A 26,198-nucleotide genomic window follows, 5' to 3' on the forward strand; every position below is an offset into this window, starting at 1 on the left:
CCACATCAGCATAGCGGAACATTGATCCGCTTAACAGGGAGGAGGGAGGCACCTCGCATGACGACGGCTGACACAACGCCGCCCGGCAGGCGCAGGCGGTCCGACGCCCGCCGCAACGAGCAGACACTCCTGGACGCCGCCGCCACCGTGTTCGTGCGCGCGGGGGTGGAAGCGCCCGTGCGCGACATCGCCGCCGAAGCGGGTGTGGGCATCGGCACGATCTACCGGCACTTCCCCACCCGGGCAGACCTGGTGGTCGCGGTGTTCCGGCACCAGGTCGACGCGCTCGCGGCCCCCACCGCCGAGGCAGGCGAATCTCCCGAGGACGCCCTGCGGAGCTGGGTGCACCGCTTCGCCGACTTCCTGGTCACCAAGCACGGCCTCGCCGAGGCGCTGCGCTCGGATCAAGCGGGCTTCGAGAGCCTGCACTCGGAGTTCGTCGAGCGTCTCCTGCCCGTGCTCGACCAGTTGCTCAAAGCGGCGGCCGCGACCGGCCGGACCCGCGACGACGTCCGGGCCTTCGACCTGATGCTCGGCGTCGGCAACCTCTGCATCGGAGCCGACACCTTCCCCGACTACCGGGCGCGGCACATGATCGACCTGCTACTGGCAGGTCTCGCCCGGACGGATTCTTGAGGGCCGTCAACACCGGCGCCAAGAACCTCGAGTCACCACAGAGGACGAAGTGTCGTCGGCGGCCGTGGTCGTGGTGGGCGGTAGCCGCATGCCGGGGCCATATCGTTACGAGGAGTGGCGCCGCGTGATCGATACTTAGGCCGTCAGGCGCGGTAGGTTCTGTCCCGCGTGGACACACGGAAGGCGGGGGTGGGCAGTGGTTCTCGCGGCAGACCAACTCGCCGGGAAGGCCTGGATGACCGCCGGAACCGTCGCCGGTCTCCTCCTCATGATCACGGCTTTACTAGTGTGGTATCTGCGCCGACGGGCCTGTATCCGTCGTGTTGGCAGCGTGCACAGCCGTCTGCGGATCGCCCATTCGCTCCGCGAGGCGGGCCATTTTCAGCAGGCCGAGGATGCCTACCGAGCAATGCTCGGCGAGCACAGGCGAACCACGCGAGATCAGGGCTTCGCGCTCGATGCGGCCACAGGCCTATACCTCACTCTCCTCGATCGCGGCGATTGGCCGGGCGCGGAAACGCTGCTGCGCGAAATTGTCGCCACCTACGACCCGATGAGCCCTCCGTTTCGGATGGGTTTGCTGCACGCGCGACGTGAGCTAGCGCATATACGACTGCACCGCGGCGAGTACTCCGACGCAGTCGATGAGTTGCGCGCGATCGAGAGAGAGAGTGTCACCAACGTTGGGGAGACACGAGCCGGCACACCCTTCGCGCTCGTATCCTCCTGGCCGAAGCACTGACCGCCGCAGGACAAGCGGCCGACGCGGTGCCCCTGGCGCGACAGGTGATCGAATGCACTGATCGTGTACCGGGAATCAGCCCCCGACAGACCGTACTCCTGCGGATCGCGCTCGCCGAAGCTCTCGTGAAGGCCGGCAAACTCGACGATGCTGAGCGCGAGCTTTCCTCGGCCGCGCTGACCTGTGAAGCCGCGGAAATGGACACGAGAACGTCCCTGACCTTCCGCTCCACATTAGCCGCGGCGGCGACTGAACGGGGACAGCACGAAGACGCCATGCGCCACTGGGCCGAACTGCTTCCCGAATTCGCGGCACGACATGGCGAGCAACACCCGTGGACACTGGACATCCGCTACGAGATGGCCCAGCTGCGGCACCGGCTCGGCGACTCCGCCGCCGCGGTGGCCGACCACCGAGCGGTACTCGACGCTCGGCGGCGAATACTCGGCGAGACGCACCCCCACACGATCGAAAGCCGTGCCGCCCTCGACGACGCGGCAAGAGGCGACGCGGCCACCACCGAACCTTAGGGCCGACGCGGGCGAGTCGAGGAGTGGCGCCACTCCAGGCTGCTCGCCGCAGCCGGCTCGACACCCCCATTCAGCTAACCGGCGTTGGTCATATTCAGCCGTGAGAGGCATGTACGCAGCTCGTAGCATGCTTTTAACTAGGTGGACCGTCGGCTTGGCCTTAATGTGGGCGGCGTGAGTGGTCTTGAAGACGAGGCCCTGGACGCTGTCGCCGTCCTGGGAGAGAAGCTGCGCCGCAGCCTGTACACATTGGTGCGCGATGCCCGGCGGCCGGTCACCAGGGACGAGGCCGCCGACGCTGCGGGGATTTCGCGCAAGCTCGCGGCGTTCCACCTGGACAAACTCGTCGACGCCGGGCTCCTGCGGTCCCGGTTCGAAAGCGGACGCCGGGTTGTCGGCCGCAAGCCCAAGGTCTACGAGCCGGTCGAGAACGCGATCCAGGTCAGCATCCCGCCGCGCAACTACAAGCTGCTCGCCGACATCCTCGTCGAGGCGCTGCTGGCCGCCAACGCCGACGTGGATGCCCGCGACGCCACGATGCGCGTCTCGCACGAGCGGGGAGTCTCGCTGGGCACCACGGAGCGGGAACGCCGGCGCCCCGGCCGGCTCGGTCCGGAGCGGGCGCTGACGTTGACCGAGGAAATCCTCGACCAGCACGGTTTCGAACCCGTCCGGCCCGCCCGCGACTGTCTCCGCCTTGGCAACTGCCCCTTCCACCCGATCGCCGCCAGGGAACCCGAGTTCGTCTGCGGGCTCAATCTCGCCTTCGTCAACGGGCTGACCGAAGGACTGCAGGTCGAGCGCACACTCGACGCGGTGCTCTCGCCCGCGGCCGGCGAATGCTGCGTCGAACTCCGCCACCGCACCTCCGCGACCGCACGGGAGCCCGGATGAACTGGCGAGACATCCTCCGAAGCGACGTCGGCGAGATACTCAACGATCTCGGCGACCAGTACGGCTGCCCGTCCCTGTGCTGGGACCTCGACCGCGGCCTCGTCGGCAGCCCCGCCAACGGCGATCCGTCCACCGCTGGAAAATGGGCCGAACTGCTCGGCCTCGAACCACGGTGCGCGGCCCCGGACGGCCGCGTCGAGTACTGCGGGCACCTCGGGGAAATCCCGCTCACCATCCGCGCTCAGCGCCACCCTTCCGGGGGCACCGCGTGACGGCCGGCAGCTGAGCACAATGGACCACTGAGCGCTGGCGAATCGCTCACCCGAACGGTTCCGGAATCGTGCATGAATCCCGGGGAACGAACTGCGGCACCCGAACGGGTGAGATGCGCGTTGACGCCGAAAATGGTGGGTCCACACTGGAACCCTGGCAGGCCACCATTGGTCCACATGGCACCGTCCATTAACACCCATTCGGTAAGAGAATTTCCCCTAACAGATCGCGAAGAATGTGAGATCATTTTCCGGTCGTGCGCCGGCAGTGTCTGCCGGGCTGTCTTCGAATCGGGGGCCGGCGAGAAAGAAGGAATGATCACATGAAAAAGCGACTTCTGGTGATCCTCGGCCTGCCGCTGCTGCTCGCGCTACTGACCACGCTGCCCGCGCAAGCCGTCAGTCCCCACTTCATCAGAGCCGACGGCACGCTGAATTCCGACGGCACCCTGACTGTGGCGTTCAAGGAAGCAGGACTGGGTACGAACCAGAACATCGATTATCTGCTCACTGCCGACGCGAGAGCCACCTACGTCTGTGTCAACCACGGTGGCGCCAACCCCTCCGCGTCGAACAAGACCGAGGCCGCGGGACCGGTCACGGCCCCCGGCACCTTCAACTCGGGCAAGAACGGCCAGGTCACAGCCTCGTTGACCGTGTCGCCGCCGTCCACCACGCTGACCTGCCCGCCCGGGCAGAGCCTGCAGGTCGCCCAAGTGAGCTACACCAACGTCACGCTCACCGACACGACCAACGATGTGAGCACACCCGTCACCGGAACATTCAGCTCGGGATGCCTGCTGCCCAACGTCCGGGGCGCCTGTTAGCCGCAGCCCGCTGGAGTGACGCCGAGCGCGCCGCTCCAGCGTTCGGTTTCGAAGGCATAATCCACAATGGACAGCTGAGTCAACTGGCGGTGAGTCGGCAAACACGCAAGGGAAGCGGCGCCGAGAGGCGGGTCGCGCCGCCAGAGGAAAGGAGCACCTCGTTTCCTCCCACGTGACAACGGCACTGCGCCAGCTACTTTTCGTGTGTTCCGGATCGTCGCTACCGCGGCAGGGCGGGAGTACTGTCGTTGCATAGCCGGTCAGGCCCACGTCGAAGGAGGCTGACCATGAGCATCCGACGCGCCGCGCGGCACGGGGCTCACGCCCTGGCTATCGGGACGGCCGCCGTTTTCGCCGCCGCCTGCGGGGGCACCACGCCGTCGAGTCCTCCCACGTCGGCGGCGGCCCCGGCGGGAACGTCGGTCACCGCGACGATGACGGACTACCACATCGCCCTGTCCCAAACGTCGTTCACGCCCGGTAAATACACGTTCAACGCCGTCAACTCGGGCAAGACGCCACACGCGCTGGAGATCAACGGGCCCGGCGTGGTGAACCAGCGCACGCCGGGAACCCTGCAGCCCGGTCAGTCCGCCACCCTGACCGTCACGCTCGGCACGGGCAGCTACGAGCTGTGGTGCCCCATCGACGGGCACAAGGGTCTCGGCATGGACCTGACCGTCACCACCGGCGGAGGACCCGCACCGTCCTCGCCCAGCGGCTATTAGCGGGCGCCGGTCAGCATTGGCTCTTGGGTATGTAGCCCTGCTGACAACCCCATTGACGCTGGATATCGCCCGAGGTCGGCCCTCTGCCCGCGCCTCCGGGATCGAGGTAGCCCTGGTACTCGGCACACCGCGGGTTGAACTTGCCCGCGTTGACCGCCCGTAGCCCACATCCCGGTCCGTTGTCCACGGTCGACCGGCGCTGTGTGGTGGGCGGTTTCGATGTCGCGGTCGAGACCCGCGTGCGCGAAGTGGCCGGCGCGCTGCTCGACGACGGCGATGGTGCTACCGATGTCGTCGGAGCCGGTGGCGCAACTGACGACGTCGCGACTATCGGCTGCGCAGGCGGAGCACCACCGGGCGAGGAACCGCACGCGGCCGCGCCGAGGATCAGCACGGCTCCCGACAGCGTGCACCACATTTTCCTCCACACATTTACTGCAGTCGCACCAACGGCCTTCTCCGTTATCGCCGCTCGCGAGCATTCGCGTGTCCGATATCGAGATGGTCACGGCCGTTAACGCGTGCCGCGATCGGCTCGATCGTTCACGCGACACTCACCCGGGATTTCAGCCAGGAGCACCAATCCCATGGCCGCAGCTCTGTATCTAGTCCTCACCGTGCTGGCCGCGATCGTCGCGGTATTCGTTCCCTCCGTGCGCCGCTGGTTCCGTGGCCGCCGCCGTCCGCTGCGTGCGGTAGGCATGATCGCCCTCGCGTGGCTGGTCGTCTTCGTCGCGCTCGCCGTCGCGAGCGCCAGGACGACCCAGCAACGCGCGAACGTCGCCGCCCCCACACCCAGCACCACCACGAGTGCGCCGGCGCCGACGCCGAGCTGTCACGCGCGAAGCGACAACGGCCAGCCGTTGCCCGACGCGACTTGCACTCCAGGCTCGACCAACGCCGACGTCACGCCGGACAGCATCGCCGACACCATCTGCGCGCCCGGCTGGACCGACAAGGTGCGGCCACCCGCGTCATACACCGACCCGCTCAAAGCCCGGCAGATCGTCGCCTACGGCTACCCCGACGGGCAGCCGGCCGATTACGAGGAAGACCACCTCATTCCGCTCGAACTCGGCGGCAACCCCACCGATCCCCAGAACATGTGGCCCGAGTTCGGCAACGGCCAGAGCCCCAACGCCAAGGACGCGGTGGAGAACGCGCTCAACCACGCCGTCTGCGGCCACCAGATCACCCTCGCCGCCGCCCAGCACGCCATCGCCACCGACTGGACCACCGCCGAAACCGTACTCGGGCTCAACACCCCGGCCACGACTGCAAGCACACCGCCGCCCGCACCGACCGCGGCACCGACCCAGGCGCCGGTCCAGCAGAACACCCCGGCGCCGAGCGACCCGCTCGCGGGCAGGTACCACGCCGGGGAGTTCTGCAGCAAAGCCAACCTCGGCGTCACGACCACCGCGACCAACGGGGCCATGATCACCTGCCAGCGCGACGGCAGCTACAACCGCTGGAAGTACTAGAACGCGCTCAGGTCACGAGACCGAGCACGGCGCACAGCACCGCACCCAGCAGACCATCGCAGGCGGGCGCGGGTTCCGGCGAAGGAGCCGGTGCGGGCGGCTCGCTGGTGACCGGCGCGGACGGGTCTTCCGGCATCGAGGTCGGCGGCGGTTCGGCCGTGGTCGGGGCGGGCACCTCCGGGCTTGTCATCGGCACGGTCTCACTCGGCCCCGGGAACGGGAGCGGCACCGCAGGCGCGGGAACCGAGGATCTGCCCACGGGGACGGGACTTGCGACGCCGCGAGCGGCACTCGGCGCCGCCGGAGAAGCCGGGTTCACGAAAGCCGGCGGCGGTGGTGGCGTCACGATCGGCGGTGCCGGGGCGACGGGGCGCGCCGCGCCGGGCAGCGGCACGGCGGCCTCGATCGCCTGCGCCCCGGGCTCCGCGCCTTCCCCGCGCACCACGGTGCCCAAAGCCCACACACACGACGCCGCCGCGAGAAGAGCCGCCGTGGATGTTCCCGCCTTCGCTATCACACTCATTGCCCTGTCTTTCTCACTTGATCCGGCCAGCGGGCGCACAGAAATTGGCAAGCGGGGCCATCCTGGCACGACGCCCCAGTAGTTGACCAGTCCGCGATCGACCGGCCCGAAATGCGGCCGCCATCATGTTTTACATTCGAGAAACAGGCGGATTCCCGGACGTCCGGTGAAATAGGTTACGCGCTCGCCGCACCGGAAACCCTACACGTGCAACATACCTGGCCTGCGGCGAGCGCCCCCAGGAGACGACCGCGAACACCGGTGGGATTGTGGTACATTTCCCTCAGCGCTCGAGCGGAACGCGTCGACCCCACCGGGAAATCACCGTTTCGAAATCCTCTTCGGCGCTTCCGGTAATCCGTATTGAACGAGCGCTTCATTTCTCGGTTACACCTACACCGGTGGTCCGCGGACCCGGCGCTTGAATGCGACGAGTACGCCGTCGAGAGTGACGAAACTCAGCAGCCTCGCGCCGAACACCGGCATCGGCAGCGCCAGCGCGGCGACACCGAGCAGAGTGAGTATCAGCGGTAGGCGTGGGCCCACGCCTACCGCGCTCGCGGTGAAGGCTCCTTCCACGAGCGCAAGCGTGGCCTCCGGTCGGGCGAACAGACGGCGTTGTCGGTGACACAGCAGGCAGAGGTCGTGCGGATCACGACCACATCGACACCGGCCGCGATCGGCCCAAGTATGGAGCCGGCAGGCGGTCACGGACCTGATCAACCGCAGATTCCAGATTCGTCGCCGGACTCGGCCGCCGTCCGGACGGGCCGGGGCTCCCACCGCCCGAGCAGCCCGATGTCGCCGCGCTGACCGAGACCAGCCGCCGGTACGGAATCGAGACGCTGGGAGCTCCGCCGGCCTGAGGCTTCCCTCCGGCGTTCAGGTCGTCACGCTGCTGTCGAGACGGCGCGCGATGTCCTGCCGCAGAGCCTTTTTGTCGATCTTGCCGACCTTCGTCATCGGGATCCGGTCGACGATCTCCAGGTGTTCGGGCAGCTTGAACCGGGCGACGCCGGCGTGGTCCATCGCGTCCCGGATCTCGTCGAGGGTCACCGTCGCCGACGGGCGGGGCACGACGTAGACGCAGACGCGTTCGCCGAGGGCCGGGTCCGGCATGGCGACCGCGGCGACCTGACTGACGGCGGGCAGCTGATAGATGAGGTTTTCCACCTCCTCGGCCGAGATCTTCTCGCCGCCGCGGTTGATCATGTCCTTGTCGCGGCCTTCGACGATGAGATTGCCCTCCGCCGTGCGGCGGCAGACGTCGCCGGAGCGATACCAGCCGTCGGGGGTGAAGGCCCGCGCGTTCTGTTCGGGTGCCCGGTAGTAGCCGCGCGGGGTGTAGGGGCCGCGGGTGAGCAGGGCACCCGGTTCACCGCCGGGCACGTCCTGACCGAGTTCGTCGACGATCCGGACCTCGTCGGCGGCACACAGCGGGCGGCCCTGCGTGGTGCACACGACCTCGTCGGGATCGTCGAGGCGGGTGTAGTTGAGCAGCCCTTCGGCCATGCCGAACACCTGTTGCAGCCGCGCCCCGAGTACCGGTTCGATCCGCCGGGCCAGTTCGTCGGCCAGGCGCGCTCCCCCGGCCTGCAGCACACGCAACGTCGCCAGTTCGGCGGCGCCGTGCTCGGCGGCGTGCTCGAGCCATCGTCCCGCGACGGCCGGGACCACGGCGGTGTGGGTGACACCTTCGGCGGCGATGGTGGCGAAGGCGCGGACGGGTTCGGGTGAGGGCAGCATCACGACGCACCCGCCCGCGAGCAGGGTGCCGAGAATGCCGGGGCAGGCGAGCGGGAAGTTGTGGCCGGCGGGCAGGCTCACCAGATACACCGAGGTGTGGTCGACCCCGGCGATCTCGGCGCTGGCACGCGCGTTGTAGGCGTAGTCGTTGTGGGTGCGCGCGATGAGTTTGGGCAGCCCGGTGGTGCCGCCGGAGAGCAGGAACACGGCCACGTCACGGCCGTCCGGCGGCGCGGCGCCGAGCCGCTCCCCGCCGGCCGGCGGCCCGCAGAGCGCGCGCAGATCCACGCTGCCCGGAGCGAGCTCGTCCCCGGCGACGAGGACGTGCCACGCGGCCCCGGTCACCGCCTGGACCTCGCCCGCGAGGTCGTGGGCGAGCGCCTGATGGTCGAAATCGCGCATCCGGTCGGGCACCGCGATCCCGACCGCCTCGGCGTGGGCGGCGAGGTAGGCCAGTTCGGTCCGCCGATGCGCGGGCAGCGCCATCACCGGCACGATCCCGGCCCGCAGGCACGCCAGGGTCAGGACGACGAACTCCCACCCGTTGCCGAGCTGCACGATGATCCGGTCGCCGCGGCCGATGCCGAGGCCGTGCAGCCGGGCGGCCGCGGCGTCGGCGCGGTCGGCCAGTTCCCGGTGGGTCAGGCGGATTCCGGCCACCGGGTCGGCGAGCGCGGGCGCGTCGGGGGCACGGTCGGCGACCTCGCGCAGCAGCTGTCCTAACGGGACACCCGCCCAGTATCCCTCGGCTTCGTACCGGCGCGCTTCGGCTTCCGGCCAGGGCACAACGTGGTCAGTGATCGGGCTGGGCATCGTCGGCCTCCCTGGTGATGACGACGGCGTCGAGCGCGACGAGACCGTCCGCGGTCAGGCGCAGTGGGTTCACTTCGATCTCGTCCAGCGCGGGGTTGGCGTCGAGCAGGTCGCCGAGCGCGGCCGCGGCCTCCCCGAGCGCGAGCGGCGCGAGCACCGGGCCGCCGCGCCAGCCCTCCAGCAGGGCGTGGCCCGCGAGTTCGCCGGGCATGGCGGCGGCCTCGTCCGGCGGGACGGGCGCGAGCCGGATGGCGACGTCGGCCAGCGCCTCCGCCGTCGTCCCACCCAGTCCACACAGGACGATCGGGCCGAAGACGGGATCCCGGCGCACGCCGAGGACGAGGTCCACGCCCGGCGCGGCCATCTCCTCGACGAGAAAACGCCGCGCGTGCACGGCTTCGAGCGCGTCCAGCGCCGCGTCGAGGTCCTCGGCGGTCGCGACACCGAGGTGAACGCCGCCGATCTCGGTCTTGTGCAGGAGGCGGGCGTCGAGCAGTTTCACCGCGACGGGTACGCCCAGTTCTTTCAGCGCGGCATGGGCTTCGGCGCGATCGGCGCAGGCACGGCGGCGCGGGGTCGCGATGCCGAGCCGCCCCAGCAGCGTCTTGGCCTGGTCCTCGTCATGGGCACCGGTGACCGTGACCGGCACCGGGCCTTCCGTGCGCGGCGCGGCGGTCACAGCGCGGGCGCGGGCGTCGGTGACGAGGGCGGCGGCCGCGGCGGCGACACCGCGCGGATCGTTGGCGACGGCGATCCCGGCCTCGATCAGCGCACGCCGGCAGGTGGTGACTTCGGCACCCGTGCCGCCGACTCCGAGCACCAGCGGCACCCCGGACGCGCGGGCCTCGCGTGCCGCCGCGACCAGATCGACCGCGTCGGGTTCGTGCAGCGCGTACCCGGCGATCACGTCGACGGCCGGGTCGGCCGCGACCGTGGTCAGCACCCGGCCGAGACCGGGGCTCGGGCGGCCGGTGTCCACGGGGTTGCGCTGGAAGGTCAGCGGCGGCAGCAACTCGGCGAGACTGTCCTGTGTGGACGATGCGAGCCCGGGCACCGGGATCCGGCGCCCGCGCAGGTCGTCGAGCAGCAGCAGCCCCGGCCCCGCCTGCGCGGTGACGACGCCGACCGCGGGCTCCGGGCAGGGGCGCGCCCGCGTCACGGCCAAGGCGCCGACGGCATCGACCAGTTCGCGCTCGTCGGACACCACCACGGCCCCGGCCTGGCTCAGTGCCGCGCGCGTGGTGCGCCACGACGTCGCCAGCGCACCGGTGTGCGAGGCGGCGAAGTCGCCGACATCGTGCTGCCCCACGACCAGCGCCACCACGGGCCGGGTGGGCACCAGCCTGCGGACGGCGTCGACGAGCCGGGGTCCATCGTGGACGGACTCGACGTGCAGTGCGACCGCGCCGGTGGCCGGGTCGGAGGCGAGGTAGTCGAGCACGTCGGGCGCGGTGACATCCACCCCGTTGCCGAGCCCGACGGCGAGGCTCACACCGTGCCCGGCCTCGGTGAGCAGGAACGCCAGCGCGTGGTTCACGCCGCCGCTCGCGGCGACGACCGCCACCTTGCCCGGCTCGACGCGGGCCGCGCCGGGCACGAAGCTGGCCGTGAGACCACCGTGCGGCGCCAGGAAACCACTCGTGTTGGGGCCGAGCAGGCGGATTCCGCAGCCGGCGACGACCTCGGCGAGCGCGCGCTGGTACTCCGGCCCCGGCCCGCCGGCCTCGGCGAACCCGCCGCCGCACACCACGGCGGCGCGCACCCCGGCCTCGGCCGCCTCGGCGAGGACCCCGGCGCACGAGGGCGCGGGCACACAGATCATCGCGAGGTCGACCGGACCGTCGGCGGTGGCGGAGCGGACGGAGTCGTGCATGCCGCCGTCGCGGCTGTTGACCAGCGCGAGGTGACCGTCGAAACCGCTCAGCGACCGGGCGAGCGCCGCGCCGAGCTTGCCCGGGTCGCGGGACGCGCCGACGACCGCGATGCCGCGCGGGGCGAACAGCGGGGTCAGGCCGGCCGCCGCCGGGGCGTGGACGTTGGAGGTCATGGTCACGCGGGAACTCCCACCAGGTCGGCGCGTCCGGACAGCACCGCGGTCACGGCGTGGTCGGAGTCGGATTCGGGTTCGATGAGCAGCGCGGGCAGGCCTTCGCACATGCGCGCGCGCTCGCAGATCAGCGTCCGGGTCAGCGCGGTTCCGCCGTGCACGGCGACGAGGACGGGGCCGCCGGGCCGCGCCAGTTCGCCGAGCCACGCGTACACCTCGGGTAGTGCGTCCTCGGTGTCCGGGGCCTCGACGAGCGCGCCCCACGTGCCAGCGCCGTGCGTTGCCAACGGCAGGTCGTGGGAACCGCGGACCGCGACCGGCCTGCCGTCGGTGACCACCTCGACGCGGCGGCCCGGCGCGGACCAGCCGCTCAGCTCGAGCGGGGTTTCCAGCGGTTCCGCTCCGTGCGTACGGACCCACGCGGCGTGGCTGGACGCGGCGAACTCCGGTGCCCGGCGCGCGAGCCGCGAATCGGTGATGCTGCGCGAAAGGAAGTGATAGGCGAACTGCCACGGTTCGAAGAAGTCGTGGTAGCGGCCGAAATGCTCCCACCAGGCCAGGCTGGGCCGGGCCGCGTCCTGGATCCGGCGGACCGAGGGCTGGGCGTCGTGTTCGTACTCGGCGAGCGCGGCGGCCAGGTCGTCCGGATGCGCGGCGAGCGCACGGGAGAGCGCGACGGCGTCCTCCATGGCCATCTTGGTGCCGGATCCCACGGAGAAGTGTGCCGTGTGGACGGCGTCGCCCAGCAGCGCGACCGGGCGGGGCTCGAGGGCATGCCAGCGCCGGGTGCGGCGGGTGCGGAAGTTGCCCCAGCGCGAGTTGTTGGTCAGCAGCCCCTTGCCCTCGATCTGGTCGGCGAACAGCTTTTCCAGGTATCGCTGGGAAATCAGGTCGCTGACGCCAGGCGGCTGGGCGGTGTCGAACTCGTCGAGCCCGGCTCGCCGCCAGGACTCCTCGTCGGTCTCGACGATGAAGGTCGAGACCTCGTCGGAGATCGGGTACCCGTGCACGGCGAACACCCCGTCCGGGCCGCCCTCGTGAATGAAGGTCAGCCCGTCGAACAGGTAGTCGGTGCCGAACCAGATGAACTTCGCGGCCGCGGTCTCGACGCGCATGCCGAGATCGGCGTCGAGCTGGTCCCGGATCTTCGAGCCGGTGCCGTCGGCGGCCACCACGAGGTCGTAGCCGTCCAGTTCGTCGAGAGTGACCTCCGTGGAGAAGCGCAGCTCGGCCCCGACGTCGCGGGCGCGTGCCTGCATCAGCGCGAGCAGGGTGCGGCGGACGATGGCGGCCATTCCGTTGCCACCACAGCGAATCCGCTCGCCCTTGAGCCGGACTTCGATGTCGTCCCAGTGCCGTCCGTGCTCCGAAAGCGCCTCCCGCAGCACGGGGTCGGCCTCGTGGATCCCGGCCAGCGTCCGGTCCGAGAAGACCACACCGAACCCGAAGGTGTCGTCGGCGCGGTTGCGCTCGAACACCGTCACCTCGACGGACGGGTCGGCGCGCCGGATCAAGGTGGCGAAGAACAGGCCACCCGGACCTCCTCCAGCGACAGCGACTCGCATCAGCTCTCCTTCACCATCGTGTCGTGAACAGTCTGCGCGCTCGCGGCACCGGCGGCCGCCCGCGGAACCAGCGCGGTGAGCAGCGCCCCGGCCAGCGCGGGAATCGCGAAGGCGTAGAAGTTCCAGGCGAACCCGAAGCCCGCGGCGAAGATCCAGCCGGCCAGCAGCGGCCCGAGGATCGCGCCCGCCCGTCCGACGCCGAGGGTCCAGCCCAGCGCGGTCGCCCGGATCCGTGCCGGGTAGTGCACGGCGACGTAGCCGTTGACCAGGATCTGGGTGCCGACGCTACCCAGGCCGGCGACCGCCACCGCGACCAGCAGCAGACCGGTCCCGGCGCGCTGGCTCAGCACGAGCAGGCAGCCCGCGGCGAGCACGAACGCACCGACGGTGACCGGTTTGGGGCCGAACCGGTCGGCCAGCAGGGACGCCGCGACGGTGCCCGCGATGGCGCCGATGTTGAGCACCAGCAGGAACGTCAGCGCCGAACCGAGCGGGTACCCGGCCTGCCGCATGATCTGCGGCAACCAGGTGTTGAGCCCGTAGACGAGCAGCAGGCCGCAGAAGCTGGCCGCTCCGAAAAGCACGGTCGCACGAAGGTTGCCCCGCCGGAAGAGCTGCCGTGGCCCGGGCGCCGCGGTTCGTCCGGCGCGCTCGCCGGGCAGGTCGAGTCCGTAGCGCGCGGCGAGCCGGCGGGCCTGCTCGGTCCGGCCTCGCGCGAGCAGGTGACCGGCCGACTCCGGCAGGAAGCGCCAGGCCAGCGGGAGGACGACGAGCACGGGCGCGGCGCCGATCGCGAACAGCGGGCGCCAGCCGTGGCCGGTCAACAGGGCCAGCGCGAGCACCGCGGCGAGCACGCCGCCGACGGAGTAGCCGGCGAACATCAGCGCGTTGTACAGCTGCCGCCGCCCGCGCGGCGCATACTCCACGGTGAGCGCGATCGCGCTGGGGACGACGCCACCGAGCCCGACCCCCGCGAGGAACCGCAGCAGGCCGAGCAGCTGCGGGTTCGGGGCCAGTGCGCACAGGATCATCAGCGCCGAGAACCACGTGATGCCCGTCAGCATGATGCGGCGGCGGCCCAGCGCGTCGGTGAGGGCTCCGGCACCGAGGGCGCCGATGAGCATGCCGGCCAGCGCGTAGCTGCCGATCGCCCCCGCCTCGGCCGTGCCGAGGTGCCAGCCGGGTTCGGCCAGCAGGCTCGGCAGCGCCGAGCCGTAGACGATCAGGTCGTAGCCATCGAAAACGATGGTGAGGAAGCAAAGTGCGACCACGGTGAGCCCGGATCGCGTGGCGGCGTTCGTCGCCTGTGACATCAGCACCACGCTCCTTGTCGTGCGCAAAGCCTACAACACTGCGACGACGGTCGTCTATGAAATGACACATATGAACCGGGCCCGCCTCCGGTCGGAGACGGGCCCGGTTGGCCGGAGCCGGTTCAGAGCAGGGGAAGCTCGACCGGCCCGAACGGCAGGAGCGGTTCCTGCATGGTCGGCGGCAAGGGCAACGGTGGCACCACGCCCGACAGCGGAGGCTGCGGAACCGGCGGCAGCTCGCCGCCCGTGTCCGTCCGGGCCGTCGTACCCGCATCGCTCGCCGAGCGCGCGGCCTGCGTACCGGGGCAGCCCAGGAGCGTCACCCGCACCGGCCCGTCACTGGTGACGTTGAGCTTGGCGGAACAGTCCACTTCGGCCTGTGCCGGATCGATCGTGACCGAGCGGATGTTCTTGGCCGTGATGTCCAGTTCGTCGGCGGCCGCGGTGTGCGGCTGCGCGGGCAGATGCCGGTACTCCCGCACGTACGGGTTGACCGGTGCCGTCGTTCCGGACGTCGCCCCGACGGAGACCTTGCCGGCGGGCGCGGTCGCGTCGGCCCGGCCGGAACCGCGCGAGGTCACGTCGATCGTGCCGAGCGCGCCGTCGGTGCTCCGGGTCTCGATACCGGACAACCAGTAGGCCTTGTTCCCGACCAGCCCGGACGCGGGATCGTCCATCAGCGGATCACGCACGTAGGTCACCCGCGACGGCGTGCCCGGTCCGGAGCCGTCACCGAGCCAGCGGGTGAGCACGTCCCACGTGCCGCTGTTGCACTGCACCATGTGCTCGGCCGACGCACCGGCCCAGCTGACGAACTCGTAGTCGTAGAAACCGCCAGCGGCATAGGCGTTCGCGCGCTCGCGGGTGATGGGATACGGGATGAAGTCGTCGTTCATCCCGGCCCACTCCATGACCGGCTGGTTGCGCCGCGACGGCAGCAGTGGCGTCAGTTTCGACCCGCGTTCGTGCTGGGTGACCGTGTCCACCGGGAGCGTGTCGGCCACGCCGTTGACCCCGGGGAAGGAGGGCGCCTCGTCCAGGCCGTCGCAGATGAACGCCTTGCTGAACGCATCGGGGAACTGCAGCGCCAGCTTGTTCGCGCTGTACGCGCCGCTGGAGAACCCGGCCATCACGCGCCGGGCGGGGTCCAGCTTGTAGTGCGCGGCGGCGTCGGCGATGGACTCGAACACGCTCGCGCCCATCTGGCCGTACGCCCAGTTGTCCGCGCCGCGCGCGTCCACCGCGATCACCGCGGTCGGCGCGTCCGGCCGGTCGCCCACCGAGTGGTAGAGGTCCTTGCCGCCGCGCACGTGGTCGCCCGGGGTCAGCGCGTAGCCCGGCACCCAGGTCATCGACGTGTAGCCGGTCGCGGGAGCCGGCTGATCCGGAACGTAGATGATGTAGCGCTGCAGCCTGCCCGCGAGGTCGGGCACGCAGCCGTCGCGGCACACCCAGCCGAACTGGCCGCTGACGGTCTTACCGCCGATCTGCAGGCCGCCCTGCTGGGTCGAGGTGCCCGTGGGCGGCTGTCCGGGATCGCCGGGAAGCCGCCTGCCCTGGGCCGATTCGAAGTGGCTGGCGAAGATGCGCTGGATGTAGCCGTGCGTGGGCACGCCACCGCGCTTGTCGTTCATGTCGTCGCGTGTGCCGCCGGCGAGCTTGCCGAAGTCGACGTCGGCGAAGAACGGGCTGAGGTCACCCTTGCCGATGGCGGCGAGCTGGAGCCGGTCACGCCACGCGTTGTCCAGCGGCTCGTCGTAGCGGAACGCGGAATCGAAGAACGCCGACGGATGCGCCACGCCCACCGGGGCGCCGCCGGGATGGGTCGCGTCCGCGGTCACCCTCGGCACGAGGTAGTGGTCGCCGGTCTTGTCCCACAGCCCGGTCGCGGCGCCGAGCCGCACGGTCTGCCTGCCGGGGTCGAACGCCGAGTGCGGGACCCGGACCTCGACCTGACGGCGCTCGACGTCGACGGACACCGGTGCGTCGGCGACCTTGGCGCCGCTGGCCGCGTCCACCACGTCCGCCTCCGAGCCGTGCACGGTCACGAACAGCTGCGCCGGCATGACCGTGTTGGCCCCGTGCGGAACCGCGCGGGGCGTGGCCGAATTCCCGATGGCGATGGTGGTCCCCACCAGCCCGGGGTCGGTCATCGTGTTGTAGGTGACGCGGAACGCGGTGGCGTCCGGCAGCGGTTTGGCGCGCAGTTCCACCAGGTCGGCGGCATTGGCCCGGTAGGCGGGGTCGGTCGGATAGGTGTAATCGTGCAGCATCGTGTTCTCGGGCCACGAGTACTCGACACCGCCGCCCTGGTCGTCCCACGGGCAGCCCTGGTAGAGGAACTCCCCCGCGCGGTAGGCGCTGGACATGCAGATCTGGGTGGGTTCGGCGTGCCAGACGCCCGTGTTCTCCAGTTGCGGAGCCACCGCCGGCGGCGCGTTCAGCAGCGCGGGGCCGGGTGGCGCGGCCCCCTCGGCGATCGCGGTCGTCTCTTGCGCGACCATGATCCCGCCGGCCACCAGTGCGGCGACGACGAACGGGATGGGCGCACGAGCACGCCGTCGCGGCGTGGTTCGGTTCATGGGGACCTCCGGCCCTATGTGTGTCAACTCTGACGCGGCCGTTAGTAAAGCGGCACGTTAAGTCGGGGTCAAGTCGCGACTATCCCTGAGATGGGTGAAAGTGCGCCACTCTCGCATCGACCGGCATCGTCGTGACACAATCTCGGGGTGAAGCCCCGTTCGCTCGTCTTCGACCTGTTCGGCGATTACGTCCGCTACCGCGGCGGCGCGGCACGTCTGCGCACCCTGAGCACCCTGATGGACTGCTTCGGGGTGGGCGAGAGCACAGTGCGTGTGGTGGTCGCGCGGCTGCGTAAGGAAGGCTGGTTCGAGGCTCGCCGCGAAGGCCGCGAAACGCTGTACGCGCTGAACTCGAAGAGCCTGCGCCTGCTCGACGAAGGCCGGGCGCGCATCTTCGACCGGGTGCGCGGCGACTGGGACCGGCAGTGGTACATGGTCATCTACTCGGTACCCGAGACCGACCGCGGCGTGCGGGACCACATCCGCAAGGAACTGGCCTGGCTGGGCTTCGGCCCGCTCGCGGCCTCGACCTACATCTGCCCGCACGACCGGCTCCAGCAGGTCGAGGAGAGCTTCGCCGACCAGCCCGTCATCCGGCTCGACATGTTGCGCTGCCGGTCCGCGGGCCTGACCGTCGACCGGGAGATGGCGGCGCGCTGCTGGGACCTCGACGAGCTCAACGCCGACTACAAGGAACTGCTGCGCACCTACCGTTCCCGGATGTCCGCCTACCGGTCCGGCGACCTCAGCCCGCGCGCGGCGCTTATCGAACGCATGCAGCTGACCTACGACTACCGGAAGTTCCCGTTCCGGGACCCCGATCTGCCGCTGGAACTGCTGCCCGCGGGCTGGGTCGGGCGCGACGCGCACGAACTGTTCCTGGAAGCCCACGAACTGCTGCGCGCGCCGGCCGAGAAGTACTACGACGAGGTCGCCGGCCTGTGATCGCTAGGCCTTCAGGAAGCTTTCGGCGAGCTCGGCGGGCCGCGTGAAGCAGGCCTCGTGGCTGCCGGGCGCCGCTGCAGGGGCCACGCCGAGCCGATCGGCGAACCGCGCCCACCCGTACTCCCCTTCGGGCAGGGCGCGGTCGTCCTCACCGAGCAGGTAGGTCGCCGCGACGCCGAGCCGGGCGGGATCGAGCGGTTCGACCGCGGCGGTGAAGTACTGCATCGGCTGCGGCACGAGCAGACCGTGCGCGAGGCGCTGCGCCTGCTCCGAGGCGTCCTGCATGAACCCGGCCTGCCACACCTCGAAGGGAAGCTCGACCGAGTTGTTTCCCGAGGCCTGTGCCTGGGCGTCGAACAGCTCCCGGTAGTGCGGCGGAACCTCGTCGTAGAGGGTCCGGCCCTCGGCGGGCACGAACGCGCTCCAGTACACGAGCCTGCGCAGCCGTGACGCGAGCCGGTGCGCCGCGCCGGTGATCACGTAACCACCCCAGCTGTGGCCCAGCAGCGTGACGTCGTGCAGATCCTCCCGCTCGACGAGGCCGACCACCGAGTCGATGACGTCGGTCAACGTGTGCACGGTCGGGTCGTCGCCGTCACGCAGGCCGGGCAGCGTCGGTGTGAACACCCGGCAGCCGGCACTACGGAGATGCCGTGCGACGGGGCGCCAGGCCCAGCCGCCGTGCCAGGCGCCGGTGACGAGAACGAATGTTGCGGACATGCGAGCTCCTTCGATCGCAGCAGGACGCGGCACACAGATAGTGCTACTTCGAGACAACGTCCGTCAACAGATTGACACTTGATCCTTGACAGGCCGACGAGGGCCGCCGCATGATTACTGAACTGTACGGTTTGGTAAATAATTTCGACCGACGGGCACGAAGGATTTGGTCAGCGTGGACTACCTGCGAAACACCTGGTATCTGGCGGCATGGTCCGAAGACATCAAGGACGGCAAGCTGTTTCCGCGGACGCTGCTGGAGCGGCCGCTCGTGTTCTTCCGCGACACCGATGGCACGGTCGTAGCCCTGGACGACCGCTGTCCGCACCGGTTCGCACCGCTGTCGATGGGAAAGCTCGACGGCGGCAGGCTGCGCTGCGGCTATCACGGCCTGGAGTTCGACTCGGCGGGTACGTGCGTGCGCAATCCCCATGGCGCGGGCCGGATCCCGCGCGCGGCGCTGGTACGCAGCCATCCGGTCGTGGAGCGATTCGGCGGAGTCTGGTACTGGGCCGGCGACAAGGAGCCGGACCCGGCCCTCATTCCCGACTTCGCGCGGCTCGACGACGACGCGCAGGTCACCCGTCGCGACCACCTGGTCATGGACGCGCCCTACGACCTGATCATCGACAACCTGCTCGACTGCAGCCACACGAGCTTCCTGCACGACGGAATGCTCGGCAACGCCGAGATGCTGCCGGTCCCCACCGAGGTGATCCAGGACGGCACCACGATCCGGGTCGTCCGCTGGGCCAGGTCGGTACCGCCGCCAGGCATGTTCGACATGCTCTTCCGCGGCGACGGTGCGCCCGTCGACACCTGGACCGACTTTCGCTGGGATCCGCCGTCACATCTGCTGCTCGACGTCGGAGTGACGCCGCCGGGGCGGCCGAAGGAGGAGGGTACGGGCTACTTCGGCACGCACATCCTCACCCCGGAAACCGCCACCACGACGCACTACCACACCGCCGCGGCGCGGTGGGGAATCCAGCCCGGCACCGAGTCCTCCGGCGTCCGGCTCAAGGTCTCCGACATGCGCCGGTTCGCCTTCGAAGAACAGGACGAGCCGATGATCCGCGCCCAGCATCGCACTATCCAGGCGTTCGGCGCCGACGCGCCGCGACCGGTGCTGCTCGAAACCGACGCCGGTGTGGTCCGCTGGCATCGCATCATGGACGAACTCCTTGCCGCTGAACGGGAAGACAACGCGCCCGCGGCGAACGGGCGGTGACATGACCGAACCGTTCAAGGTCCAGGTGGCATCCATTGTGGACGCGGCCCGCGACATCCGGATGTTCCGGCTCGTGCGCCCCTCCGGCGCGGCCCTGCCGTTCGCGGCACCGGGCAGTCATATCGACGTGTGGACCCCGGGCGGGCCGGTGCGCCAGTACTCCCTGTGCGAGCCCGGCACCCTCGACGGCTACACGATCGCCGTGAAGCTGGAACGACCGTCGCGGGGCGGCTCCGCCGCCATGCATCGCGTGCGCGAACGGGACATGCTCGAAATCGGCCCGCCGCGCGACGCGTTCCCGCTCGCCGGCGACGCACGCGGTCACGTGCTCATCGCGGGCGGCATCGGCATCACCCCCATCCTGGCGATGGCGCGTCACCTCGCGGCCTCGGCGGCCGCGTTCGAGCTGCACCATTTCGTCCGGTCCGTCGACCACGCGGCGTTCCACGACGTGCTCACCGGTCCGGGGCTCGGCGCACACAGCCGGGTGCACGCGGGTCTCGACCCCGCGAGCACGGCGGCCGCACTGGCCGATCTCATCGGCGACCACGCGCGCCGCGACGGCGCACACCTCTACTGCTGCGGACCGGCACCTCTCATGCAGGCCGCCCGCGACACGGCGCTCGCCCTCGGCTGGCCACCGGATTCGCTGCACGAGGAACGGTTCACCGCCGCTCCGGCTTTTCCCAGCGGCGACAACGGATTCCGCGTCGTGCTCGCCAGCAGTGGCCGCGAGGTCGAGGTCGGCGCCGGCGACAGCGTGCTCGACGCGCTCGGCCGGGCCGGGATCGATGTCGACTCGTCGTGCGAACAGGGCATCTGCGGCACCTGCGTCACCGGTGTCCTCGACGGCGAGGTCGATCATCGCGACCAGTACCTCACCGACGAGGAAAAGGCGGCGGGCGAGACGATGTGCCTGTGCGTCTCTCGGTGCCGCGGCACGCACCTCACTCTTGATCTGTGAGGCTACGGCCGTGCGATGCCGTCGAGCACGGTGTCCACGACCCGGGCGTCCCAGTCCTCGGCCATCTCGCGGCCGGCCAGCTGGTCGGCGTAGAACGCGCCCACCAGCTGGCTCACCGCCAGTTCGAGATCCGCCTGCGGCCGGATCTCACCACGGTCACGGGCGGCGGCCAGCACTTCCAGGAAGTAGCCGCGCCTGGGCCGCAGGGTCGCTTCCCTGATCACGTCGAGCAGCGCCCCTGACCTGCCGTCGGACACCAGACAGGAGCCGATGATGCTCATCCCGCCGACCTCGTCGTACTGCCGCCGCATCGCCTTGAGCAGAGCGACCAGATCGGCGCGGGTGTCCCCGGTCCGCGCCGGCACGTGATCCACTCGCAGATGTGCCAGCGCCGCGCCGATCAATCCGGTCTTGTTCCTGAAGCGGGCATACAAGGTCACTTTGGACACTCCCGCCTCCGCCGCGACGGCCTCCATGGACATGCGATCGACGCCGTCGCGCGCCAGCACCTTGATCGTCGCCTCGAGGACGGCCACGGAGATCGCGGGATCGCGCGGGCGCCCACGCGACCGGGCCGGCGCGGAGTCGAAGCTGTCCGTCACAACGCTTTACCTTACGCACCCGTACAGTAAAAGGCGACTTGCCATCCCCAGCCACCGCCGTCCGTCGTGCCCTGCTCCTCAGGCCCCCGGCGACCAATCGTCGGGCATGCGGTTGCCGTGCTCGTCACGCTGGTAGGAATGGCCCTGCGGCGCGGCGTTGAACTCGTCGAGTGACGGGTGCCCTCCGCTCGGGGCCTGCAGGTCGTGGAACTTCTTGATGACGTCGTCGACCTGGGCCGGGGTGTAGTTCTCCGGGTGCTTGCCGATATCGGAGATCTCCAGGCGCACGCCGTTCCACTTCTCGAACTCTTCCTTGGTGCCGCCCGGCCAGTCCATGTCGGCGGAGTCCCGCATGTCGTTCATGAACGAATCGCGCCCCAGCCCGTCGGGGTCGCGCTCCAGCCCGGTGCCTCCGGGGCCGAAGTTGTCCGCCGGCCGCATGATCGGATCGCCGTACTCCGGCCTGATGTCCTTGATGTAGCCGGAACCGCCCTTGAACGCGTCGCTGGGCGTGGAGCCCTCGTTCATCCGCTTTCCGATGCCGTCCTCGAAATGGTTCACGACACTGCCGATCGCGGTGTTCGGCTTGCCCGGCCCGAGCGGCAGGTTCTCGATCTTGCTGTTCATCTTGTACAGCTCGTCGGAGTACTTGGCCGTCAATGCGTCCTGATCGGCCTTCGGCTGGTGCTCCACCCAGTTCTTCAGGCTGTCGCGCATCGTCTGGAACGAGATGATGTGCCGCGCGTGGGTACCACCACCGTCGGTGTTTCCCTTGTAGTGCGGGTTGTTCGGATCGTTCTTCTGCTCCTTGATCTTGTTGAGCGTGTCCTGACTGAAGCTGGAGCGGTCCCACGGGCCCGGATCCTTCTTCGGCTTCTTCGACGACGACGCGCCGTCACCGTCATCGTCGCGCTTGCGCTTGTTTCCCTTGCCCTTGCCGGGTTTCGGTGCGCTGCCACCGGAGTTTCCGGCGTTGTGCTTGGCGTTCGAGTTCGTCGCCGACCCGTTGCCGTTTCCCTTGCCCTTCCCCTTCTTGCAGGCCATCAGCCCGAGCGGGTCGTACTCGGCGAACGGGTCCGCAACGTAGGCGACCGGGTTCGGCCCGCCCTCCAGGCCCAGCGGGTCCTGGCTGACGTAGCGCGCGGCCGCCGGGTCGTAGTAGCGGAAAACGTTGTAGTGCAACCCGGATTCGGCGTCGGCGTACTGGCCGGGGAAGCGCAGCGGTGTGGTGGCCGGCGCCCCGGGTACCGGCACCACCCGGCCCCACAGGGCGCGGCGCGCACTCCAGGCGAGACGGCCCTGCGCGTCCACGAGTTCGGTGGGCGTGCCGATGGCGTCGGTGACCACCGACAGGAACCGCTCACCCGCGGGGCCGCGCTCGTACTGCGTGACCGGTTCGGTCCCGCCGGGCCTGCGCTCCCAGGTCGTGACGTGGCGGACGCCCGCCGCGTCGGCGTACTCCTGCTCGATCAGCACGGTCCCGTCCCACACGAACCGGGTCGACTCGGCCACCGTGCCGTCCGGCAGCACGCACTGTTTGCCGATGCGGCGGCCCAGCGGGTCGTAGGAGTAGCGCCATTGGCGCCCGTCCGGCGTCCGCAGGCCGGTCAGCCGCTCCCCGGTCCAGGTGTACTCCCACACCCGGACTCCGTCGGGATGCACCTCGCTGTGCCGGGTCCGGCGGCCCAGCGCGTCGTACCCGTCGGACAGCCCGGCCCCGCCGGACCAGGCGATCAGATGCCCGGCCGCGTCGTAACGCAGATCCTCCCGGCCGTCCATCGCGGACACCGAGACAACCCGTCCGGCGGCGTCGCGGGTGAAGCCGACCGGACCGGCGAACTCGTCGCGAGTCCCGGCGAGACTGCCGTCGGCCCGGTATTCGAAACCGCGCCGCTGCACGGGAACCGTGCCGCCGGAGAGCTGCTGCGTCGTGAGCAGCCCGCGCGGGCCGAACGCCTGCTGCAGCACGCTGACCCCGTCGACGTCCCGGACCAGTGTGCGGCCCTCGGCGTCGAGGCGGTAGCGCACGGTGTGCCCCGTGGTGGTCAACGCGATCGGCCGGTCCTGCTCGTCGAAACGCCATTCGCTCGCGGCTCCGGACGGGGTGCGCCGCCGGATCGTGCGGTTGTGCTCGTCGTAGGCGAAGGTGACCTCGGCGCCGTCGATGGCTTCACGGATGACGCGGCCGTACTCGTCGCGGTCGAACTCCACCACCGAGTCCGCCGACGCTACCCGCACGAGGGCACCGACCGGGTCGTAGACGTAGCTGGTGGTGCCGTGCGGGCCGCGCACCTCGACCAGATTGCCCAGCAGGTCATAGACGTTCTCGGTGACCCCGCCGTCCGGCCCGGTGGCCGAGATCAGCTGGCCGGCGGCGTCGTAGGCGTAGTTCCAGGTGCGGCCCTCGAAGTCGGTCTGGGAAACCAGCCTGCCAGCCGGGTCGTAGCGGTAGGTCCACACGCGACCGAGCGGATCGGTCACCGACGTCAGCCGCAGCTCGGTGTCGTAGCCGTACCGGGTGCGTGCCCCGGCGGGATCGGTGACGGCGGTGACCAGATCGAACGGGCCGTATTCCCGCCGGGTCGCCCGGCCCAGCTCGTCGACGTACTCGATCTCGTTGCCCTCACCGTCATAACGCCACACGGCGCGCTCCCGGCGCACGCCGGTGCGTGACGCGGGACGTCCCTCGATCGTCCAGCCCAGCAGCACGCGGCCGCCGCCGACCTCGGGCACCGAGCGGGGTCTGCCGAACTGGTCACGATCGGTCTCGCCGTCCGCGTCCGCGGACTCGGGTTCGGTGTCCAAACTGGACACGCTGCCGATGCCGAGCGGCCCGTCGAGCGGATCCGGCGCGGAACCCCTGTCGTAGAAGCGGCGCCACACCCGGCCGTCGCCGCGCACGGTGAGCGACACCAGTTCCCCGTCGGCGTGCTCCAGTTCCACGACGCTGCCGTCGGGACGGGTGACGGTCAGTGGGACGCCGTCTTCGGTGTAGGTGTAGCGGGTGACCCGCCCGAGCGGATCGGTGCGGGACAGCAGGCGGTCGTAGCGATCCCACTCCGACTCGGTGACGTGCCCCAGCGGGTCGGTTTCGCGCACGACCTGGTTCAACGCGTTCAGCTCGTACACGCTGACGTGACCGAGGGAATCGGTGAAGCGGGTGACCAGCGCGTCGCGGTCGTACTCCTGTACGCCGTCGAGGAACCCTTCGGCACCAACGGTGCGCACACAGCGGCCCGCGGAATCGTAGACGTAGCGGTAGAAAACGCCGTTGCGGTCCTGCCAGCCGGTCAGCCGGCCGTGCGTGTCGTGGTCGAATCGCAGCGCCGCGCCACTGGCGTTGACGACCTGGGCGAGATGACCGTTGCCGTCGTAGCCGTAGCGGAGCACCACCACGTCCGGCGCGCCCTCGGAACCCAGCACCCGCAACTCGGTCAGGCGGCGTCCTTCGGTGCGGAAACCCACCCGGACACCGCTGGAATGCGCCAGGAGCACGGGCGCACCCGTGTCGTCATAGGACAGTTCCGTGCGGGCACCGTCGGCGTCCTCGACGGTGCGGAGCGGCAGCCTCGTCCCGGCTCCGGAGAAGCGCAACGTGCGGCCTCGCCCGGCCTGCTCGACGGTATAGCTGCCATCGGCGTGCCGGGTCAGCGGCCAGCGCGCACCCTCCTCCGGCAGGACCGGCTGCCCCGGCACGGGAAGCGGGTAGACCAGGATCACCCCGTCCGGGCCCACGTAGCACACGTTCTGCGGGTCGAACTCCAGCCGTTGGTCCACTGTGGACGACCAGGACGGGCCGAACCAGCGGCCCGCGCGATAGGACGACACGTGCACGCGTTCGAGCAGCAGTCCCGGTAGTTCGAGGTCGGTCTGCTCCAGGATCACCTCGCCCGAGGCGAGATCCACCGGGTCCGTCGTGGTGTTGCGGGTGTCCGGGCCGGGCGCGGTGTCCCGCGCGTTCTCCGGTTTGGTCGTGCCCTCCACAGGGCTCTTGGGCTTCTCGGCGCCGCCGGTGCCGGCGCCACTGGCGGTGGTGCCCTCGCCCTGCCCGTCCTTCGAGCCGTCTTTCGGCCCGTCCTTGGGCGCCTCGCCGGGCGGGTCCTTCGGCCCCGGATCACCCTTCGCGCTCGCGGGATCGGTCTTCCCGCCCACGTCGTCGATGCTCCTGGTGCCGGGCAGGTCGTCGATCTTGCCCGGGGCGGCCTTGTCGCCGGATTTCAGACTCTTCAACGACTTCGAGGCGTTCTTGAACAGGTCACCGGCCTTGCCCAGCAGCTTGCCCAGTTCCCCGAGCGCCTTGGTGAGGTTCTTCACCAGGTCGGCGATCTGCTTGGCGGTCTTGGCCACCAGGTTCACGACCTGCGGCACCACCCAGGCCAGTCCGATGCCCAGCGTCGCGATGACCTGGATCGCCCACGACACCATGTGGCCCACGACCTCGGCGATGATGTCGCGCACCAGCATCCGGACCGCGGCCACGACGTCACCGGCGGTCTTCACTCCGCTGGAGGCCCCGTCGCAGGCCTGCGCGGCGCCTTCGAGGACCTTGGCGACCTCGTCGGCCTGCTTCCGGTAGGCGTCGGCCCCGGGGCCGGTCCAGGACTGGATGTCGGCCTTGACCTGGCCCGCGAGGTCGGTCGAAACCGAGCTGACCTCCTTGGCGATGTTGGCCCAGGTCTGCGAATGCGCGGTGATCTGGTCCGGATCGCCCGCGAGCTTGTCCAACATCTCCTTGAGCGGGCCGACGTGCTCCAGCAGCCAGCCGACACCGGCGGCGAGGATCGAGCCGAACGGGTCCGCGACGAAGGCCAGGGCCTCCATCGCGGTCCCGGCGACGCCCATGACCGTCGCGGCCCAGTCCCCGGACTCGATGCCGTTCTTCAGGTCCTGCCCGGCCTCCAGGATCGGCACCCCGGAGATCGCGGTCGTCGAGTCCTGCGCCTGCGCGACCAGCGGATTCGCCATGCCCTGCCCCTCACCCCACGACGGTCGAAAAATCACAGCCGCCCGGCTCGGTTCGTGAACGAGGGCGAT

General features: G+C 70.1%; 22 protein-coding genes. 12 read left to right on the forward strand and 10 right to left on the reverse strand.

Annotated features, from left to right (window positions below; all coding sequences use genetic code 11):
- Positions 1–57: 57 nt before the first annotated feature.
- From HFP15_RS29280 to HFP15_RS29320, 9 genes are all read left to right on the forward strand, one after another.
- Positions 58–636 carry a TetR/AcrR family transcriptional regulator gene (locus tag HFP15_RS29280; protein ID WP_168519995.1) on the forward strand — a complete coding sequence of 193 codons (579 nt, stop codon included), beginning with the start codon at positions 58–60 and terminating at the stop codon, positions 634–636.
- A gap of 235 nt (positions 637–871) precedes the next feature.
- Positions 872–1,378, forward strand: a complete 507-nt coding sequence (locus HFP15_RS29285; RefSeq protein WP_168519996.1) for a tetratricopeptide repeat protein — start codon at positions 872–874, stop codon at positions 1,376–1,378.
- Between the two features lie 44 nt (positions 1,379–1,422).
- A complete protein-coding gene (locus HFP15_RS29290; RefSeq protein WP_168519997.1) occupies positions 1,423–1,908 on the forward strand; it encodes a tetratricopeptide repeat protein in 486 nt (161 codons plus the stop codon).
- A gap of 174 nt (positions 1,909–2,082) precedes the next feature.
- A complete protein-coding gene (locus tag HFP15_RS29295) occupies positions 2,083–2,802 on the forward strand; it encodes a helix-turn-helix transcriptional regulator (protein ID WP_312871805.1) in 720 nt (239 codons plus the stop codon).
- The gene (locus HFP15_RS29300; protein ID WP_168519998.1) at positions 2,799–3,074 is read left to right on the forward strand and encodes a hypothetical protein; all 276 of its coding nucleotides are present in this window, start codon (positions 2,799–2,801) and stop codon (positions 3,072–3,074) included. Before HFP15_RS29295 ends, HFP15_RS29300 begins: the two co-directional genes overlap by 4 nt.
- A gap of 323 nt (positions 3,075–3,397) precedes the next feature.
- Positions 3,398–3,901 (forward strand): hypothetical protein, encoded by a 504-nt coding sequence (locus HFP15_RS29305; RefSeq protein ID WP_210718030.1) that lies wholly within the window; start codon positions 3,398–3,400, stop codon positions 3,899–3,901.
- A gap of 287 nt (positions 3,902–4,188) precedes the next feature.
- On the forward strand, positions 4,189–4,629 hold the full coding sequence (locus HFP15_RS29310) for a copper-binding protein (protein ID WP_168519999.1): 441 nt from the start codon (positions 4,189–4,191) through the stop codon (positions 4,627–4,629).
- 179 nt (positions 4,630–4,808) lie between these two features.
- A complete protein-coding gene (locus tag HFP15_RS29315; RefSeq protein ID WP_168520000.1) occupies positions 4,809–5,147 on the forward strand; it encodes a hypothetical protein in 339 nt (112 codons plus the stop codon).
- Between the two features lie 69 nt (positions 5,148–5,216).
- On the forward strand, positions 5,217–6,113 hold the full coding sequence (locus HFP15_RS29320; protein ID WP_168520001.1) for a hypothetical protein: 897 nt from the start codon (positions 5,217–5,219) through the stop codon (positions 6,111–6,113).
- 7 nt (positions 6,114–6,120) lie between these two features.
- On the opposite strand, the gene HFP15_RS29325 is transcribed toward HFP15_RS29320, so the two are convergent.
- The 7 genes from HFP15_RS29325 to HFP15_RS29355 form a co-directional block, all read right to left on the reverse strand.
- On the reverse strand, positions 6,121–6,636 hold the full coding sequence (locus HFP15_RS29325) for a hypothetical protein (protein WP_168520002.1): 516 nt from the start codon (positions 6,634–6,636) through the stop codon (positions 6,121–6,123).
- A 393-nt stretch (positions 6,637–7,029) separates the two neighbouring features.
- A complete protein-coding gene (locus tag HFP15_RS29330) occupies positions 7,030–7,215 on the reverse strand; it encodes a hypothetical protein (protein WP_168520003.1) in 186 nt (61 codons plus the stop codon).
- Positions 7,216–7,518: 303 nt separating this feature from the next.
- Positions 7,519–9,195 carry a (2,3-dihydroxybenzoyl)adenylate synthase gene (locus tag HFP15_RS29335; RefSeq protein WP_168520004.1) on the reverse strand — a complete coding sequence of 559 codons (1,677 nt, stop codon included), beginning with the start codon at positions 9,193–9,195 and terminating at the stop codon, positions 7,519–7,521.
- Positions 9,176–11,242: an acetate--CoA ligase family protein gene (locus HFP15_RS29340; protein WP_168520027.1), complete on the reverse strand. Its 2,067-nt coding sequence runs from the start codon at positions 11,240–11,242 to the stop codon at positions 9,176–9,178. The genes HFP15_RS29335 and HFP15_RS29340 overlap by 20 nt, the downstream gene beginning before the upstream one ends.
- 2 nt (positions 11,243–11,244) lie before the next feature.
- Positions 11,245–12,807, reverse strand: coding sequence for an FAD-dependent monooxygenase (locus HFP15_RS29345; RefSeq protein WP_168520005.1), 1,563 nt, complete (start codon positions 12,805–12,807; stop codon positions 11,245–11,247).
- Positions 12,807–14,120, reverse strand: a complete 1,314-nt coding sequence (locus tag HFP15_RS29350) for an MFS transporter (RefSeq protein ID WP_168520006.1) — start codon at positions 14,118–14,120, stop codon at positions 12,807–12,809. Before HFP15_RS29350 ends, HFP15_RS29345 begins: the two co-directional genes overlap by 1 nt.
- A gap of 122 nt (positions 14,121–14,242) precedes the next feature.
- Positions 14,243–16,702 (reverse strand): DOMON domain-containing protein, encoded by a 2,460-nt coding sequence (locus tag HFP15_RS29355; RefSeq protein WP_168520007.1) that lies wholly within the window; start codon positions 16,700–16,702, stop codon positions 14,243–14,245.
- 147 nt (positions 16,703–16,849) lie between these two features.
- Here HFP15_RS29355 and HFP15_RS43990 point away from each other — a divergent pair, with 147 nt between their 5' ends.
- Positions 16,850–17,647, forward strand: coding sequence for a PaaX family transcriptional regulator (locus HFP15_RS43990; protein WP_168520008.1), 798 nt, complete (start codon positions 16,850–16,852; stop codon positions 17,645–17,647).
- A 3-nt stretch (positions 17,648–17,650) separates the two neighbouring features.
- On the opposite strand, the gene HFP15_RS29365 is transcribed toward HFP15_RS43990, so the two are convergent.
- Positions 17,651–18,367, reverse strand: coding sequence for an alpha/beta hydrolase (locus tag HFP15_RS29365; RefSeq protein ID WP_168520009.1), 717 nt, complete (start codon positions 18,365–18,367; stop codon positions 17,651–17,653).
- Between the two features lie 175 nt (positions 18,368–18,542).
- Between HFP15_RS29365 and HFP15_RS29370 the strand changes: the two genes are divergently transcribed.
- Positions 18,543–19,598 (forward strand): Rieske 2Fe-2S domain-containing protein, encoded by a 1,056-nt coding sequence (locus tag HFP15_RS29370; RefSeq protein WP_168520010.1) that lies wholly within the window; start codon positions 18,543–18,545, stop codon positions 19,596–19,598.
- A 1-nt stretch (position 19,599) separates the two neighbouring features.
- Positions 19,600–20,562 (forward strand): PDR/VanB family oxidoreductase, encoded by a 963-nt coding sequence (locus tag HFP15_RS29375; RefSeq protein WP_168520011.1) that lies wholly within the window; start codon positions 19,600–19,602, stop codon positions 20,560–20,562.
- Between the two features lie 2 nt (positions 20,563–20,564).
- On the opposite strand, the gene HFP15_RS29380 is transcribed toward HFP15_RS29375, so the two are convergent.
- Together HFP15_RS29380 and HFP15_RS29385 are read right to left on the reverse strand one after the other, a co-directional pair.
- The gene (locus tag HFP15_RS29380) at positions 20,565–21,164 is read right to left on the reverse strand and encodes a TetR/AcrR family transcriptional regulator (protein ID WP_168520012.1); all 600 of its coding nucleotides are present in this window, start codon (positions 21,162–21,164) and stop codon (positions 20,565–20,567) included.
- A 78-nt stretch (positions 21,165–21,242) separates the two neighbouring features.
- A complete protein-coding gene (locus HFP15_RS29385) occupies positions 21,243–26,129 on the reverse strand; it encodes an RHS repeat-associated core domain-containing protein (protein WP_168520013.1) in 4,887 nt (1,628 codons plus the stop codon).
- Between the last annotated feature and the right edge of the window lie 69 nt (positions 26,130–26,198).

The organism is Amycolatopsis acididurans, assembly GCF_012328925.1.
In the GTDB taxonomy this organism is placed as follows: Bacteria; Actinomycetota; Actinomycetes; order Mycobacteriales; family Pseudonocardiaceae; genus Amycolatopsis_E; species Amycolatopsis_E acididurans.

Excerpts from the sequence above, each read along its gene's own strand:
- HFP15_RS29280 (WP_168519995.1), top strand. The coding sequence starts at position 58 with ATGACGACGGCTGACACAACGCCGCCCGGCAGGCGCAGGCGGTCCGAC.
- HFP15_RS29285 (WP_168519996.1), top strand. The coding sequence starts at position 872 with ATGACCGCCGGAACCGTCGCCGGTCTCCTCCTCATGATCACGGCTTTA.
- HFP15_RS29300 (WP_168519998.1), top strand. The coding sequence starts at position 2,799 with ATGAACTGGCGAGACATCCTCCGAAGCGACGTCGGCGAGATACTCAAC.
- HFP15_RS29305 (WP_210718030.1), top strand. The coding sequence starts at position 3,398 with ATGAAAAAGCGACTTCTGGTGATCCTCGGCCTGCCGCTGCTGCTCGCG.
- HFP15_RS29310 (WP_168519999.1), top strand. The coding sequence starts at position 4,189 with ATGAGCATCCGACGCGCCGCGCGGCACGGGGCTCACGCCCTGGCTATC.
- HFP15_RS29320 (WP_168520001.1), top strand. The coding sequence starts at position 5,217 with ATGGCCGCAGCTCTGTATCTAGTCCTCACCGTGCTGGCCGCGATCGTC.
- HFP15_RS29325 (WP_168520002.1), bottom strand. The coding sequence starts at position 6,636 with ATGAGTGTGATAGCGAAGGCGGGAACATCCACGGCGGCTCTTCTCGCG.
- HFP15_RS29335 (WP_168520004.1), bottom strand. The coding sequence starts at position 9,195 with ATGCCCAGCCCGATCACTGACCACGTTGTGCCCTGGCCGGAAGCCGAA.
- HFP15_RS29340 (WP_168520027.1), bottom strand. The coding sequence starts at position 11,242 with ATGACCTCCAACGTCCACGCCCCGGCGGCGGCCGGCCTGACCCCGCTG.
- HFP15_RS29345 (WP_168520005.1), bottom strand. The coding sequence starts at position 12,807 with ATGCGAGTCGCTGTCGCTGGAGGAGGTCCGGGTGGCCTGTTCTTCGCC.
- HFP15_RS29350 (WP_168520006.1), bottom strand. The coding sequence starts at position 14,120 with ATGTCACAGGCGACGAACGCCGCCACGCGATCCGGGCTCACCGTGGTC.
- HFP15_RS29355 (WP_168520007.1), bottom strand. The coding sequence starts at position 16,702 with ATGAACCGAACCACGCCGCGACGGCGTGCTCGTGCGCCCATCCCGTTC.
- HFP15_RS29365 (WP_168520009.1), bottom strand. The coding sequence starts at position 18,367 with ATGTCCGCAACATTCGTTCTCGTCACCGGCGCCTGGCACGGCGGCTGG.
- HFP15_RS29375 (WP_168520011.1), top strand. The coding sequence starts at position 19,600 with ATGACCGAACCGTTCAAGGTCCAGGTGGCATCCATTGTGGACGCGGCC.
- HFP15_RS29385 (WP_168520013.1), bottom strand. The coding sequence starts at position 26,129 with ATGGCGAATCCGCTGGTCGCGCAGGCGCAGGACTCGACGACCGCGATC.